This window comes from Nitrospirota bacterium, from assembly GCA_016195565.1.
Classification (GTDB): domain Bacteria; phylum Nitrospirota; class Thermodesulfovibrionia; order Thermodesulfovibrionales; family UBA1546; genus UBA1546.
This window is the reverse complement of record JACPZK010000032.1, coordinates 62,155-77,662: the sequence shown is the minus strand read 5'-3', so window position 1 is coordinate 77,662 and position 15,508 is coordinate 62,155. Positions and strand designations below refer to the sequence as shown.

19 protein-coding genes are annotated in these 15,508 nt (G+C 43.4%); 10 read left to right on the top strand and 9 right to left on the bottom strand.

The annotated features are described in order from the left end of the window. Positions 1-60 precede the first annotated feature (60 nt). A complete protein-coding gene (locus HY035_11605) occupies positions 61-723 on the bottom strand; it encodes a nitroreductase (GenBank protein ID MBI3379028.1) in 663 nt (220 codons plus the stop codon). 131 nt (positions 724-854) lie between these two features. Further along, on the bottom strand, positions 855-1,559 hold the full coding sequence (gene rnc / locus HY035_11600; GenBank protein ID MBI3379027.1) for a ribonuclease III: 705 nt from the start codon (positions 1,557-1,559) through the stop codon (positions 855-857). A 37-nt stretch (positions 1,560-1,596) separates the two neighbouring features. Between rnc and HY035_11595 the strand changes: the two genes are divergently transcribed. The 7 genes from HY035_11595 to HY035_11565 are packed head-to-tail and all read left to right on the top strand — an operon-like array spanning position 1,597 to position 6,222. Further along, positions 1,597-2,319: a YggS family pyridoxal phosphate-dependent enzyme gene (locus HY035_11595; GenBank protein ID MBI3379026.1), complete on the top strand. Its 723-nt coding sequence runs from the start codon at positions 1,597-1,599 to the stop codon at positions 2,317-2,319. Next, entirely contained in the window at positions 2,316-3,134 is an 819-nt protein-coding gene (gene proC / locus HY035_11590; GenBank protein ID MBI3379025.1) for a pyrroline-5-carboxylate reductase, read from the top strand. Before HY035_11595 ends, proC begins: the two co-directional genes overlap by 4 nt. After that, positions 3,134-3,439 (top strand): YggT family protein, encoded by a 306-nt coding sequence (locus HY035_11585; protein MBI3379024.1) that lies wholly within the window; start codon positions 3,134-3,136, stop codon positions 3,437-3,439. The genes proC and HY035_11585 overlap by 1 nt, the downstream gene beginning before the upstream one ends. 1 nt (position 3,440) lies before the next feature. Beyond that, positions 3,441-3,908: a DivIVA domain-containing protein gene (locus tag HY035_11580; protein MBI3379023.1), complete on the top strand. Its 468-nt coding sequence runs from the start codon at positions 3,441-3,443 to the stop codon at positions 3,906-3,908. 33 nt (positions 3,909-3,941) lie between these two features. Beyond that, entirely contained in the window at positions 3,942-5,198 is a 1,257-nt protein-coding gene (locus HY035_11575) for a histidine--tRNA ligase (protein ID MBI3379022.1), read from the top strand. 38 nt (positions 5,199-5,236) lie between these two features. Beyond that, complete coding sequence (locus HY035_11570) at positions 5,237-5,827, top strand: hypothetical protein (protein ID MBI3379021.1); 591 nt, start codon at positions 5,237-5,239, stop codon at positions 5,825-5,827. A gap of 2 nt (positions 5,828-5,829) precedes the next feature. Beyond that, positions 5,830-6,222 carry a hypothetical protein gene (locus HY035_11565; GenBank protein ID MBI3379020.1) on the top strand — a complete coding sequence of 131 codons (393 nt, stop codon included), beginning with the start codon at positions 5,830-5,832 and terminating at the stop codon, positions 6,220-6,222. A gap of 79 nt (positions 6,223-6,301) precedes the next feature. Here HY035_11565 and rnr read toward each other — a convergent pair whose 3' ends face one another. From rnr to HY035_11530, 7 genes are all read right to left on the bottom strand, one after another. Next, the gene (gene rnr, locus HY035_11560; protein MBI3379019.1) at positions 6,302-8,488 is read right to left on the bottom strand and encodes a ribonuclease R; all 2,187 of its coding nucleotides are present in this window, start codon (positions 8,486-8,488) and stop codon (positions 6,302-6,304) included. 127 nt (positions 8,489-8,615) lie between these two features. Continuing rightward, positions 8,616-8,846, bottom strand: coding sequence for a KH domain-containing protein (locus HY035_11555; GenBank protein MBI3379018.1), 231 nt, complete (start codon positions 8,844-8,846; stop codon positions 8,616-8,618). A 46-nt stretch (positions 8,847-8,892) separates the two neighbouring features. Continuing rightward, the gene (rpsP, locus tag HY035_11550; protein ID MBI3379017.1) at positions 8,893-9,129 is read right to left on the bottom strand and encodes a 30S ribosomal protein S16; all 237 of its coding nucleotides are present in this window, start codon (positions 9,127-9,129) and stop codon (positions 8,893-8,895) included. A 71-nt stretch (positions 9,130-9,200) separates the two neighbouring features. Beyond that, positions 9,201-10,520 (bottom strand): signal recognition particle protein, encoded by a 1,320-nt coding sequence (gene ffh / locus HY035_11545; GenBank protein ID MBI3379016.1) that lies wholly within the window; start codon positions 10,518-10,520, stop codon positions 9,201-9,203. A 4-nt stretch (positions 10,521-10,524) separates the two neighbouring features. Continuing rightward, positions 10,525-11,037, bottom strand: a complete 513-nt coding sequence (locus HY035_11540; protein MBI3379015.1) for a TlpA family protein disulfide reductase — start codon at positions 11,035-11,037, stop codon at positions 10,525-10,527. Between the two features lie 50 nt (positions 11,038-11,087). Then, a complete protein-coding gene (gene trxA, locus HY035_11535; GenBank protein MBI3379014.1) occupies positions 11,088-11,420 on the bottom strand; it encodes a thioredoxin in 333 nt (110 codons plus the stop codon). A gap of 77 nt (positions 11,421-11,497) precedes the next feature. Further along, a complete protein-coding gene (locus tag HY035_11530; GenBank protein MBI3379013.1) occupies positions 11,498-13,126 on the bottom strand; it encodes a D-aminoacylase in 1,629 nt (542 codons plus the stop codon). A gap of 140 nt (positions 13,127-13,266) precedes the next feature. On the opposite strand from HY035_11530, the gene HY035_11525 reads away from it, so the two are divergent. The 3 genes from HY035_11525 to HY035_11515 all read left to right on the top strand — a co-directional run bounded on the left by HY035_11525 (position 13,267) and on the right by HY035_11515 (position 15,235). After that, positions 13,267-13,464: a hypothetical protein gene (locus HY035_11525; GenBank protein MBI3379012.1), complete on the top strand. Its 198-nt coding sequence runs from the start codon at positions 13,267-13,269 to the stop codon at positions 13,462-13,464. Between the two features lie 181 nt (positions 13,465-13,645). After that, the gene (locus HY035_11520; protein MBI3379011.1) at positions 13,646-13,846 is read left to right on the top strand and encodes a hypothetical protein; all 201 of its coding nucleotides are present in this window, start codon (positions 13,646-13,648) and stop codon (positions 13,844-13,846) included. A 30-nt stretch (positions 13,847-13,876) separates the two neighbouring features. Continuing rightward, positions 13,877-15,235 carry a radical SAM protein gene (locus HY035_11515; GenBank protein ID MBI3379010.1) on the top strand — a complete coding sequence of 453 codons (1,359 nt, stop codon included), beginning with the start codon at positions 13,877-13,879 and terminating at the stop codon, positions 15,233-15,235. Positions 15,236-15,508: the final 273 nt, after the last annotated feature.

Genomic DNA, 15,508 nt, shown 5'->3' with positions numbered 1-15,508 from the left:
CGTCCCGAATAGTTTTAATATATATGATTTTTATCGGTTTGTAAATTAATATTAACCTAATCACTCAACCCACCTGAGTATCTTGCCTGTATCCACTCTCGTAGTTCTGTAAGTGTTAATCGGATTCTCCATATCAGGATAGCCGATTGAGACGCCGAGGACAAGCCTCTTTGTGTTAGGGATTCCGAGAAATTGCTTTATTTCGGACGAATAGTCAGTAAGAAACGCCTGAGGCACTGTGCCAATGCCGTGTGAGCGGGCTGCAAGCATGAGGCTCTGGGCAAAAAGCCATGCATCAAATATAGACCATGCATTGAGAGATGAATCTTGGAAAAGGAAGATTCCATGCGGCGCGCCGTAAAAACGAAAATTAGCAGCCTTGGATTTTTTCTTTATATCAGGGCTGTTTAAATCTATGCCAAGCAAAGCGCCCCTTTCTTTCATGGTCTCGTTGATTCTCTCCGCTATGTCTGAAGGCCACGATACTGCCTCTGGAATGTCAGGCTGAGGTGCCTTACCTTCTTCAAGAAGCCTGACGAGAAGAGCGGATAATTTTTCCTTCTTTTTCCCTGATACAATCACAACCTCCCACGGCTGGCTGTTTTTATATGAAGGGCTCCATTGCGCAGTATTAATTATCTCGGTCAGTATATTCCTCGGCACAGGCTCTGGCTTGAACTTCCTGATACTCATTCTTGTTTTGATGCATTCAATGGCTTCCATAATTTCTCCTTTTTCCTATTGTGTCATTGCGAGCGCAGCGCGGCAATCTGTCTATGAGAGCCTGTTCCGAATCTGTCTTAAGATTGCTTCGGGACTTTGTCCCTCGCAATGACAAGCTACTTGTTCAGATTTTATTGCCCTGATGACTTTATCTTTAATAATGCCTCTTTTGCAGCAAGGGTCTCAGCCTCTTTTTTACTCCTGCCGCTGCCTCTGCCAAACCTGTCTCCCTTGATATAAACTTCAACTGTAAAAATTTTCTTGTGCTCTTCGCCTTCCTGTTTCACTGTCATATAGCGCGGCAGAATCCCGAACCTTACCTGACTTTCTTCCTGAAGGTCTGTTTTATAATCAAAAAACTGCTCTGATGATACTGCTGTATCAATCTTATGCTGCAAAAGCCTTAATACCGCATTCCTCGCGCGCTCATAGCCTCCGTCAATATACACAGCGCCAAATACTGCCTCCATGGCGTCTGCAAGTATGGATTTCTTCTCTCTGCCTCCGGTTTCCTTCTCACCCCTCCCCAGTCTGAGGTATGCCCCAAGCGATATGCTCTCTGCAGCGTCGGACAGAACTGCCTCTTTCACAATATATGATTTTATTTTTGACATTATTGCCTCGGAATAATACTTTTCAAGCTTAAACAAATATTCCACAACCACAAGCCCCAGAACCGAGTCTCCCAGGAATTCAAGCCTCTCATTATAAGAGGACGCCGAGTCAGGATTTTCGTGATGAAATGACTTATGGGTGACAGCCTCTAAAAGAAGCCCCTTGTCAGTAAAACAATACCCGATACTGCTTCCCAGCTCTTCAATCTCTTGCTTTGACATTATCAAATATAATACACTTGTAAACATCAATGTCAATATGACTGGCGCTCAAATTTTTGAAAATATAAGAATTATATGCGGGCGAATTTCTCATGCGGCGATTAGAGCCGGAAGAAGGCCTGAAGATATAAGGCTTATTGCCGTAACAAAAACGATAAGCATACAACAGATAAAAGAAGCGATAGATGCAGGGTTAAGGATATTTGGAGAAAGCAAAGTGCAGGAAGCAAGAGAGAAGATTCAAAATTCAAGATTCAAGATTCAAGATGCAGACATTCGATGGCATTTAATAGGCCATCTTCAAAAGAATAAGGCAAAGACAGCGGTTGAACTCTTTGAAATGATTCATTCTGTTGACTCGCTTGAACTCGCTGAGGCCACAGACAAACATGCTGAAAAAGCAGGAAAAATACAGAAAATATTGCTTCAAGTAAAGCTTTCAGATGAGATAAGTAAATATGGGATACTAAATGATAATTTATTTGAATTAGTCAGGGAAATCAGCGAAATGAAAAATCTGAGGATTGAGGGGCTCATGACAATCCCGCCTTTCTTTGAAAACCCTGAAAATGCAAGGCCGTATTTTAGCGAGCTGAGAGCGCTGAGGGATAAGGCAGAGATTATGGGATTTAATCTTCCGGAGCTGTCCATGGGCATGACAAATGATTTTGAGGTCGCAATAGAGGAAGGGGCTACAATGGTAAGGATAGGGACAGCGATTTTTGGGGAAAGAAAGTACTGTCACAAGGAGGCACAATGACGGGGTTTATCGGCGGCGGCAACATGGCAGAAGCACTAATTAAAGGAATGATTCAAGATTCAAGATTCAAGATTCAAGATATATTTGTATCAGAACCGGGGGAAGAAAGAAGAAAATACCTTGAGCAGACTTATGGCGTGAAAACAACTAATTCCAATAAAGAAGTTGCCTCCTCATGCAATATGATAATCCTTGCGGTAAAGCCTCAAATTATGGGGCAGATTCTTGAGGATATAAATAGCGCTGTAACGAATGATAAAACAGTTGTCTCCATTGCAGCCGGCATAACACTTTCATATCTTCAATCAAAGCTGAATACAAAAAAATTAATCAGAGTGATGCCAAACACCCCTGCCCTTGTGCAGGAGGCTATGTCTGTCATGTCTCTATGCGAATGTTTCTCGGAAAAAGACATCAATCCTGTAAGGGAAATATTCATGTCAATAGGGAAGGTGCTCACACTGCCTGAAAAGTATATGAACGCGGTAACAGCGCTCTCAGGAAGCGGGCCTGCATTCATAGCTTTTTTCATTGAGGCAATGGTTGAAGGCGGAATAAAATCCGGGTTGAGCAAAGAGAATGCATCTGAACTTGCAATACAGACGCTGCTCGGCACGGTAAGGCTTCTTGAAACAGGCCTGCCGCCTGAAAAACTCAGGGAAATGGTGACATCTCCCGGAGGCACAACAGCAGCAGGATTGAAAGTGTTTGAGGAAAAGGGATTTAAGAATATTGTTTTAAGCGCTATAGATGCCGCGGCAAAAAGAGCAGAGGAGCTCGGTCTGAGACTCGACTCTGCGAGGAGAAAGGAATAATGTTTATCATCGGTGATTTAATTATTGCAGTTGCAAAAATACTTGATATTGTCCTTGAGGTTTATAAATGGGTTGTAATAATTGCAGCGTTGATAAGCTGGGTGAATCCTGACCCCTACAATCCGATTGTAAGGCTTCTCCATGCGGTTACAGAACCTGCGTTCAGGCTCATAAGGAGCATTATCGGTTACCGGCTTGGCCCCATAGATATTTCACCTTTGATAGTAATTCTTGTTATTATATTTACGCAGTTATTTCTGATAAAGTCTTTAATAAAACTTGGCTATAAATTAGGAGGTGGCTGATATGAGAATTACACCGCTTGACATCCAGCAAAAACAGTTCCCGATGAAGTTCAGGGGATTTGACGTTGAAGAGGTCTATGCATTTCTTGAAGTCGTCAGAGAGGAGATGGAGGATATTCTCAGGGAAAACGCCTCTCTTAAGGAGGCCGTACAAAGGGCTGAGAGCCAGATAAAAGATTTTAAGGACATGGAGTCCACACTTAGAGAAACGCTCATGACAGCACAGAACATGGTTGAAGACTACAAGACAAACGCAAGGAAAGAGGCGGAACTGCTGGTAAGAGAGGCAGAAATACGCACAGAGACTATGTTTAAGGAGGCTCAGGAAAAAGTTATTAAAATACACGAAGATATAGTTGACCTTAAAGGGATAAGACGCCACTTTAAAGAGGAATTAAAGAGACTGATAGATGGCCACCTGAAGATGCTTGAATTTGACAAGGAAAGAGAAGGAGAAACATCCCAGTAGGAAGCATAAAAGCAGCGCAATGAGGAAAAGAAAATGAAATACAGCGCCCTGAAGGGCGTCCATGACATACTCCCGCCTGACATATATATCTGGCAGAAGGCTGAATCAACAGCAAAGGAAATATTTTCAGCGTACGGATTTCAGGAGATCCGCGTCCCGATAATAGAGTCAACGGATATATTTGTAAGAAGCATCGGAGAGACCACAGACATTGTTGAAAAAGAGATGTATACGTTTCCTGACAGGGCTGACAGGAGCATCACGCTGAGGCCTGAGGGCACAGCGCCTGTTGTGAGGAGTTACATAGAAAACCATCTCTATAACCTGCCCTCTCCACAGAAGTTCTTTTATTCAGGCCCTATGTTCAGATATGAAAGGCCGCAGAAAGGGAGATTCAGGCAGTTCTATCAGATTGGCGTTGAGGCCTTCGGAGCAGCCGAGCCAAAACTTGATGCGGAGATTATATCCATGCTAAAGCTCTTTCTTGAAAGGCTTCAGCTGAGAGAGCTTAAGTTTGAGGTTAATTCCATAGGCTGTGAAAAATGCAGGCCTGATTATAAAAAAGCTCTCGTAAGCTTTTTCTCCGGCAAGGTTGCAGGCCTCTGCCCGGACTGCAACAGAAGGTACAGCAATAACCCTCTGCGTATCCTTGACTGCAAAAACAGCGCCTGCGCTGAACTGAGAAAAGGCTCGCCGAAAATAACGGATTATCTGTGCGGAGAATGCAAATCACATTTTGAGGAATTCCTATCTCTCCTGAACAGCCTTAATATTTCTTACATTATCAATTCCGACATGGTCAGGGGGCTTGATTATTACACAAGGACAACATTTGAAATAACAAGCGGACATCTCGGCGCCCAGAAAACAGTTGCGGCAGGAGGAAGATATGACAGGCTTGTTGAGGAGTTCGGAGGGCCTGCTACGCCTGCGATAGGCTTTGCAATCGGCATGGAAAGGCTTGTTGAAATACTTAAGGCGCTGAATTCTGATTTTTGCATCTCTGCGCCAAAGGTGTTTATCGCCACTATCGGCAAGGATGCGAGTGACCAAGGATTATTGATTGCAGAAAAGCTGCGCTCTAAAGGCATTCAGGCTGAACTTGGTTATGACAACGCATCTTTGAAAAGCCAGTTAAGAAGGGCAGACAAACTCGGTGCAAGCTATGTCTTTATAATCGGCGATGATGAATTAAAATCAGGCATGATTAAGTGGAAAAATTTAAAAGACAGCTCACAGGGAGAGATAGGTATTGCGGCAATTTCCGAATTTGAAGGGTTGTATAGATAACTAGTTTGTATATTATATGTTATGTGTGAGCGATGACCATGACTACTAAGAGATTTGCCACTGAGATGAGAGATACTATCCGTTCTATCAGAGATGAGCAAGGCATTTCTGAGATAAAGTGCAATAATCTCATCGCCTACCTCGATCAAGTCATAAACTCGACTGAGGAAGAAATCGCCCCGGCACAAATGGAAAAGTACAAGGCAGAGCTTCAAATTTGGGTAAAACAGAATGAAGCCGTTCAAGCTCAGAATATAGAGATGTTCCGGTCAGTGATCCTCACTGGGCAGAATGCACTTAAGACAGCGTTTTTGATGAACGGCGGAGCCACTGTCGCTCTACTCGCCTTCCTCGGCAAACTCTCGGATCAGCATCAGGACAAAATTGCTATCTTTGCATCGACCATGGTAATCTTCGTCGCGGGCGTGCTGGCCAGCACTATTGCATCAGGGGCTACTTATCTATGTCAGTGGTTCTATGCCCATTCACAGCCGTGGAAGAGAATAGCTGGACACGCGTTTAACATTCTGACAATTCTATTGAACATAGCCTCCTATGGGTGTTTCATTTGGGGAGCATTTAGGGCATACGAGGCGTTTCTTGGATTTTCTATAAAAATTATAAAATAACTATGTCAATCGGAAAAGAGCAAATTTATAGCAGTCTGATAGCATTTTACTTACATCAAGATCGCTTGATGTGGAGTCGGGTTCAGACAATTGTAGCTGTGCAGGGCGCAGTTCTGGGTGCCACCTATAGCCTAAGGAAGTATGATTACTTTGTCTGGTGTGGAATTCTGGCGCTCGGCGTCATGCTCACAGTGCTGATTTTCTTTGTTATGAAGCGTGATCAACAAGTGCGTGACGAAATCGCGGAACAAATCGGGAACTCTTTTCCATTGATTCCTCCTCCGAAATGGCCAGCTCTCCGTGGAAGATTTGCTATCTTTCTTATAGTAGTCATCTTAGTGGGAACAGATATCGCTCTTGCTATTGGTATGCTCATTCATCGGAAGATACTGTGACCCTCTCAACGGTAAATCTTCACTTCCGGTATCTGCTCAAAATGTTTATCAAGTGTGAAAATAAACTCTTTCATATAATCTATACCCCGAAGATTATCGCCCTCTCTTCCATATCTACCCTGTCAACCTTCACTTTTAATTCCTTTCCTATCGTGAAGGAGCGTTTCTTATTTTTGCCAAACAGGGTCATAGTGCGCTCGTTGAATTCGTAAAAATCATCCGTCATATATGAGACATGGAGAAAACCTTCAACATAAAAATCCTTTAGCCTAATCTTCAGTCCGTAAGGCGTGACATTGACAACCCTTCCTTCAAACTCATCTCCTACCTTATCTTTCATAAACCACACTCTCATAGCATTAAGAACCGCATTCTCAGCCTCGCCGGAAAGGCGCTCCGTCCTTGAAGAGTTGAATGCAATATCAGGCAGCATTGTCTCCAGTTCCTGCTTTCTTCTTTCTGATATGCGCTTCTTATGCAAAACTTCTCGTAATATCCTGTGTACCACGAGGTCCGGATAGCGCCTTATCGGAGATGTGAAATGTGTATAATGTCCTGACGCAAGGCCGAAATGCCCGGCGTTCAAGGGAGAATACCTTGCCTGCTTAAGGCTTCTCAACACCATATAATTCACCATTTCTTCCTCCGGCCGGCCTTTTACTTCTCTGAGCAGCGCAGAGAAGTTTTTCGGCTCGTAACGAGCGCCATGTACCTTGCCGCGCAAAGGTTTTACATATCTTAGAATCCCTTCCATCTTTTGCGTGTCCGGCTCTTCGTGTATCCTGTAAAGGGTCGGAGTTTCGAGTTCCGTAAGATATTCCGCAACAGCCTCATTTGCCGCAACCATAAACTCTTCAATAATTATATGCGCAAAATTTCTCTCAGCCTTTACTATTGCCTCCGGCCGGCCCTGCATATCAAGCAGGACTTCAGGCTCCGGAAGGTCGAAATCAAGGCTTCCCCTGTCAAGCCGTTTTTTTCTCAGGACGCCGCAGAGTTCAGCCATAAGTTCAAAATCACTTAAAAGGTAGTCATATCTTTTGCGCTCGTGTTTGTCATTATCAATAAGAATCTTTCTTACAGATGTATAGGTCATCCTCTCGTTGCTCTTTATCAGGCTCGGATAAAATTTTGCATTGAGTTTTTCGCCATGCCTGCCAAAGTCCATCTCTGCCGTGAATGCAAGCCTTTCCACCTCAGGCCTCAGGCTGCACAGATCCTCGGACAGTTCATTCGGTAGCATTGGAATCACCCTGTCCGGGAAATATGTGCTTGTGCCTCTCTTCCTGGCCTCAAGGTCAATATCCGAATCCCATGGAACATAATATCCGACATCAGCTATATGCACCCAGAGCTTATAACCGTGTTCTGTAAGTTTAATGGAAACTGCGTCATCAAAATCCTTTGCGCGTTCACCGTCAATTGTTACCGTAGGAAGCTCTCTTAAATCTTTTCTTTTCTCTTCAGCGATGTCGTAAGGCATCTGCACATTGTCATTGCGAGTCCCGATAAAGTCGGGGCGAAGCAATCTCAAACGAGATTCCTTCGCTTCGCTCGGAATGACAGTAGAGATACGCCAAATTCTCTTTGCCTCTTCGGCAACATCCCTCGGAAATCTCCTCGGTATACTGAATTCATCTATGATAGCCTCAACCTCGGATGCAGGGTCTTCTGGCTTTTCTATTACTTTTACAATTCTTCCCGAAGGAGGCTTTCTGTCTGCAGGATACGTAAGAATCTCAGCAACAACAGTATCGCCATTCCTTGCGCTGCCCCTGTCATTAGGCGAGACATAAAGGTCAAATGCAATGGATTTGTTTTTGGGCCTCACATAAGATACGGCATTTTCGATTTCAAGCCTGCCTGCTACTTTGACGTGAGCCCTTTCAAGTATCCTTATTATTGTTCCGTCCCGCTTTTGCCGGTTCTCAATCCTCGCAACAACCCTGTCATTGTCCATTGCTCCGGAGGTTGCTCGCGCAGGTATGAATATATCACGTTCTCCCGGCTTTTCCGTAATTACAAAACCGTAACCCTCCTTGTGCGCCTCAAAATAACCTGTCGTCAGATCAACATCACTTACAGGGACATAAAGGCCTTTTCTCGTGAGCACGATATCGCCGTCCTGAAGCATTCGTCTGAGCACCTTTTTTAATGCGTGGGCTTCGGAACGGCTTAATCCCATGAGATTAACCATATCCTTAAAACTAAGAGGCTTTTTTGTTTTTTCTCTGAAAAATGAAAGGAGAGTTTGTTTATTTACCATGAGCTGTCGGGCTGTATTCTTTTCGACGTTTTACCATAAAGTTTTTCAGCTGAAAAAAATAAAAAGAGAGGGCATATCCCCTCTCTTTGTGTCATTTTTCACAGCCTGTAGATTTCTTTTTTATAGCTTACTCTAATATTTCAAGAACGCATCGCTTGCCTATTTTAGTGCCTGATGCGCTGAGTATTGTTCTCATTGCACGCGCTGTCTTCCCCTGTTTTCCTATGACCTTACCGAGGTCGGTCTGTGCAACTCTAAGTTCAAAAACAGTGGTTTTCTCGCCCGCAACCTCTGAAACTACAACATCCTCCGGCTTGTCAACCAGAGCCTTAGCCATTCTCTCAACCAATTCTTTCATCCTCGCTACCTCCATAGGAATTTAGGACTGTTCACGACTCGTAGAATTACAGTCCAGCCCTTTGCAGAAGCTTTTTAGTAACATCGGTAGTTTGCGCTCCACGCTGCAACCAATGCCTTGCCTTCTCCACATTAATCTTTATTTCAGAAGGCTCTTTGAGCGGATCATACGTTCCAAGAATTTCTATGAAAGGCCCATCTCTTTTTGTCCGCGAATCAGCTACAACCACCCTGTAGAAGGGTTTTTTATGGGCTCCTAATCTTCTTAACCTGATTTTTACCAAAACTTCACCTCCCCTTTTTAATTAACTCTACTGGATTTTAAGCTTATCAGAAAGAGTGTAAACTGTCAACATCAGAAAGGCAAAAACTTAGGCAGCTTAAATCCCTTTCCCCCTTTAAACATCTTCATCATCTTTTTCAACTCAACATATTGCTTAACTACCTTATTGACATCGGCTGCCGTGGTTCCGCTGCCGAGCGCAATCCTTTTCCTCCTGCTGCCGTTCAAAAGGTTATGGTTTCTTCTTTCAGCTAATGTCATGGAGTTTATCACTGCCTCTACCTTTACAAGTTCCCTGTCATCTACCGCAAGCCCCTTCATCTTATTAGCGCCGGGTATCATATTCAGAATATTTTCAAGAGGGCCCATGCTGCGGATTTTCTTTAACTGTTCCTTCAGGTCATCAAAGGTGAACGATTCGGATGCAATCTTCTCCTGAAGTTTTGCAGCCTCTTTCTGTTCAAATGTCTTCTGCGCCTGCTCTATGAAAGTGAGGACATCGCCCATCCCGAGGATTCTTGAAGCAATCCTGTCAGGATAAAACGGCTCGAGCATATCAATCTTTTCGCCGCTTCCTATAAACTTGATCGGCTTACCTGTTATGGCCCTTATAGAGATTGCGGCGCCGCCCCTCGCATCACCATCCATCTTTGTGAGTATTATCCCATCAACGCCAATCTGCTCATTGAAATTCTTTGCTATATTTACGGCATCTTGTCCTGTCATTGCATCAGCAACAAATATAGTCTCTTTCGGTAAAACAGCATCTCTTATGCGCCTGAGTTCTGCCATGAGGCTGTCATCAATGTGGAGCCTGCCGGCTGTGTCAAGTATTAATACGTCCCTTGCCTCAAGCAGAGCTTTATTTAACGATTCTTTGCAGAGCGCCGCAGGGTCTTTTATATCCCTTGAGTGGAAGACAGGTGTTTCTAATTGGGAACCAAGCGTTATAAGCTGGTCTATTGCTGCCGGACGCTGAAGGTCAGCGGCAACAAGCATCGGCCTTCTGCCCTCTTTTTTAAAAAAACTTGCAAGTTTTGCCGAAGTTGTAGTCTTTCCCGAACCATGAAGTCCCACCATCATAATAACTGTAGGCGGATTTGGAGAAAGCTGTATTCGGGTGTTAGTCCCTCCCAAAAGAGCGCAGAGTTCCTCATTCACAATTTTTATGACCTGCTGCCCGGGAGTAAGACTTTCAAGAACTTCTTTGCCGACTGCCTTCTCTTTAACTTTAAGAATAAAATCTTTTACAACCTTGAAATTTACATCAGCCTCAAGAAGCGCGAGACGGACTTCTTTTAATGCGGCGTCAACATCTTCCTCTTTAAGAAGCCCCCTGCCCTTGAGTTTCCTGAATATTGATTCGAGTTTTTCGGTAAGTGAGTCAAACATGGCTTTAAAGAAGTTTTTCTATCCCGGATGAAAGCTCTTGCGCAATATCCCGGGTTACGCCCAAATGCTTTTCTGCAACCCCGCCTTCTCTGTTTATCAAAAAACTCGCAGGAATACTGATTACGCCATAGCGTCTTGTTGTTTTCATATCAGTAATAAGCACGGGATATGTTATCCCATATCCCTTCGCATAGGATTTTACTGTATCTGTATTTTCTTCAGGTGTTAGCGCAAGCACTACAAATCCCTTATCCTTATACTTTTCATAAATCTTATTAAGCACAGGAGTAAGTTCTCTGCATGGGGCACACCATGTAGCCCAGAATTCAATCAGAATAACCCTGTCCTTATAATCAGAGAGCTTTACCGTATTTCCATTCACATCCTTTGATGTAAAGTCAGGCGCTATATCCCCTATGGACGGAGGCATTGCCTCAACCCCGGCTTCTTTTTTCTTGCATGCTGCCGGAGAAAACACCAGAAATGCAATAACAATAACCGCAAAAATGCTTTTCACTTGATTTGTTCCTCTATGAATCAGATTTTTCCGTCCCGCGCAGCTCGGGACTAAGCGCTGAGCAAAGAATCTATCTTGGATTTAAGCTGTGTTTTAGGCACTGCCCCTACAACATGGTCTACTCTCTCGCCGTTCTTAAAGAACATGATTGTCGGAATTCCCATTATTTTATACCTGCTTGCAATATCAGGGTTTTCATCTGTATTCAGCTTTGCGACTTTTACCTTTCCGGCGTACTCCTTAGCCAGCTCTTCAACTGTGGGCGCAATCATTTTGCAAGGCCCGCACCATACTGCCCAGAAATCAACCATAACCACTTCATGGCTCTGAAGCACCTCTTTATCCCATGTAGAAGTCGTGAGTTCAACTATGCCTTCACCCATTATAAGCCTCCCTTAAACTCTCAATAATTTATTAAGTATATTGTTTAGCTGCAATCTTTGTCAACGATACAACTTTTTCAGCGAAAGCTCTGACTCCTCAAGATTTTCCCCGCTGTGGCGCCGGTAATTTCGCCTTTCGCCACCTCGGTCAAACCATTCACAATCACATAGTAAATTCCTCCGGGCTTCAGAAACGGTTTATCAAAAGTAGCCCTGTCAATTATCCTCTCAGGATCAAAGACAACGATATCCGCAAATGCGCCTTTTTTCAGAACTCCCCTCCCATTTATTCCAAACGTCTTGGCAGGAAGCATTGTTATCTTATGAACAGCGCTTGTCATACTCATTAGCTTATTATCCCTCACGTATCTGCCGAGGAATCTCGGAAAACTTCCAAAACCTCTTGGATGCGGCTTGCCTTTACAGGTTAATCCTGTCCTGCTTCTTGCAGAACTGTCAGAGCCAATCATTGCATAAGGCAAAGAAAGGAATCTCTTAAGATTGTCCTCGTTCATAGATGAAAATATTGCGCCGGCCCTCAGCCTTTCCTCAATTAGAATTTTAAAGAGCGCATCAACCGGACTTTTATTAATTTTTCTTGAAATATAAGACAGGGTTTTGCCTTCCATCCATTTATTTTTTTGTGATGCTACAGAAGACATGCTGACTTTTTTCCAATAATCATTATCCGGATGCCCATGCAGTATCTCTTTTTTTATCTTTTCCAGAACTGACGGACTCTTTAAACGTCTTAATTCCTCTTCTGCGCCGCCTTCATAAGTCCATGACGGCAGTATCGTATCAAGGTCTGTGCTTGATGCTGTGTAAGGATACCTGTCGCACGTAACTTTAAGGCCTCTTTTTCTGGCGCTGTTTATCAGAGATATTGCCTCATCTATCTTATGCCAGTTTTCTTTCCCGCTTGTTTTAATATGCGATATGTGAACTTTGATATTTGCCTCTTTTCCGATGCGGATTATTTCCTTTATTGATTCTATAAGCCCCTTGCCTTCGCTCCTCATGTGAGAGGTGTAAATGAATTTTGAATTTTGATTTTTGAATTTTGAATTCCCGTTTAAGTATTTGCATAATTCAATCAGCTCTTCAGTATCAGAATAGATTCCCGGCGGATAAATCAGGCCTGTTGAAAGTCCTATTGCTCCGGCGTCAATTGCCTTCTGCGATAGAGCCTGCATCTTCTTTAATTCAGAAGCGGTTGGTTTCGTATCTTTATAGCCGATAACGGATGCTCTGATATTTCCGTGTCCTGCAAGCGTGACAAAGTTTAAAGCAATCCCCCTGCCTTCAAGAATCCTGAAATATTCCTCAAAGGTTGACCACCGCTCTTTTATTCCGAGTTCAGCGAGGTCTTTTTCGCGGTGTTCAAATGCCTCTCCGTAAAGCGGGGCCGCAGAAAGCCCGCAGTTTCCGTTTATCTCTGTGGTTATGCCCTGAAGCAGTTTTCCTTCTGCGCGAGGGTCTGCAAGAAGGGTAAACTCAGAATGCGCATGCGTATCAATAAAGCCCGGAGCAACTGCAAGACCTTTAGCGTCTATAAACTTTTTTGAATTTTGAATTTTGAATTTTGAATTCTTATCTATAAACGCTATCTTATCTCTGGCAATCCCGATATCCGCCTCAAAAAGCTCTGCGCCTGTGCCGTCAAAAATAGTGCCGTTCTTTATCAATAAATCAATTTTTTTCACCCGAACCTCCAACAGGTTATTCTATCACATCGGCATTCCTTAGAACCCTTTGCCGCCCCTTTTCCCCTGATAAGAATATGATTGACTGATTTAAGACTGCTTAATATAATACTTCTCAATAGCGAGAGGGGGACAACAATGTGGTAACTCTCAGCAAAGACAGTTCAGACAGAAGAATAACAATTGCATTCTCTTACAACCCTACCCTTGTGCAAAAAATAAAAACCATTCCAAATCACAGTAAAACAACAGAGATTTATAGCCAGGTAAGTAATAAGGCTCTTATGAAGATACGAAACCCATTAGACCAGATTTTAGAGGGGAAAGGAGGCGGGTAGTCCATCTGTCGCCTATCCATCCAAAACTGAACAAAAGGCAACATTGTCGTCTGTGAACGAGTCAGGTGCTCATTTCGGCAAGAGAAAGGAGGCTGTGAAAATGTAATATAAAAGGTGAGTAAGTTTTTCCTTGATTTTATAAGTTCAAACAATCAATATTTAGAGACAGAGGAGGTTTTTTATGGAACAGGGAAAGAAGTCGATAAAAAAAGAATTAGCCAAAGAAGGCATTAAACTGGTCAAATTAAGTGAGTTGTCGAAGGCAGAGCTTGCAAAGATAAACCTTGATGACCTCTGGATAATGAAGCCTGACCCTGAGATGGCCAAAAAACTTAAAGCACGCGCACGCTACTGTGGATGCCGTAATGTCTGCCTAGTATGATGCAAGATTAGGCGCAAGAGATACTGGGCTATGGGAAAATACTACAAACCGTCACGTTATAACTTCTTCATTCCTGAATCTGGGTGTGGCGATCTGCTTTTGTTTAACGGCCTGCGCTCGTCTTTGATTCGGATGCCGAGTGGGATACATCCCATAGCTCAGAATATCCTTTCACTGGGCCGCCTAAATCTTGCCGCCATAACTTCTGAGATCCGACCTTTATTCGCCACGCTTAAAGAGGGAGGCTTTATGGTCAACGCCGATCTCGATGAAGTGAGTATCATAAAAAAGCGTCTCCGGAGGATCAGGGAAAGCGGACCATTACATCTCATTATTGCACCTACTCTAGAATGCAATCTTGCTTGCAAGTACTGCTATCAATTTCGGTCCTTCGGCAGCATGACCGAAAAGGTGTGCAACCAAATTATTGGGTTTGTTGGCCAAGAACTAAAAAAGGGCGCTATCTCATCCCTTAGGGTGGACTGGTATGGCGGGGAGCCCCTATTGTCGCCGAAAATTATTTCCTACCTGTCCGGCCATTTCTTGAAACTGGCAAAACGATTTAACTGCGAATATGAGGCGACAATAGCGACAAACGGGACACTTTTGAATGACAGTGCTGTTAAGCTTCTCATGGAAAATAAAGTGAAGTCATGCCAAGTAACGATTGACGGTCCAAAGGAAATACACGACAAAAGGCGTGGTTACAAAAATAACAAGGGTTCCAGCTTTGATAGGATACTAAAGAACATGAGACGGATTATCGGTAAGAGTGACCTTTCCGTTCGTATTAATATCGATATGGACAATATCCCTTATGCATTTTCGCTTCTTGAAATCTTTAAAGAAGAAGGGTTCTTCGGAAAAAGTGATACTGTTTTTTCCCCTTACATGGCTATGGTCGGTCCGATAAATCCGAACAGGCACCTTAGGTGCATGACCGTCAGTACAAGCACATTCTACAAGCATAGTCTTGAGTTTCAGAAAATGGCCTTCAAATTATTAGGCCGAAAGCAGCTCAAACCATTGCTTGATTTCCCATATCCGGTAAATGCGGCGTGCGGTGCACTGAGAAAAAATACCTATGCCTTTGACCCAAGAGGGTATTATTTTAAATGCGGATTGGAGATAGGCGAACACGGTAAGGAGTGCGGCCATGCGAGCAATGCGATAAAGATGGGGCAATGCAAAAAGTGGGATGAGTATAATCCTCTTGATGACAAGCAATGCCTGGAATGCCGTTACCTTCCATTTTGCATGGGCTACTGCCCAAAGACTAAATTCGACGGTAACAGCTTCTACAGCAGTGACGGTTGCGTTTACTGGAAAGAAAACTTGGAAGACATCATAAGATTGTACGTTGATGCCATGGAAGAAATTAAGCGGTAAAACAAATTCAACGAACTTTCAGTTTTTTTCTGAATAAAATGATGCCTCAACTGCACCTAACAGAGCACAAACGGCTAACTACAAAACCTATCGGTTTCGTTTGCGCTCAGCCGTTATGTGTGGAAAGGCGGTGAGGGACACTGAGCCTGTCTAAAAACTATTAATTTGTCACCCTGAATTTATTTCAGGGTCTCATAACTCATTGATTTCATTAGATGCTGAAACAAGTTCAGCATGACATAATGCGCTGTGTTATGAGTTTTTAGGCAGGCT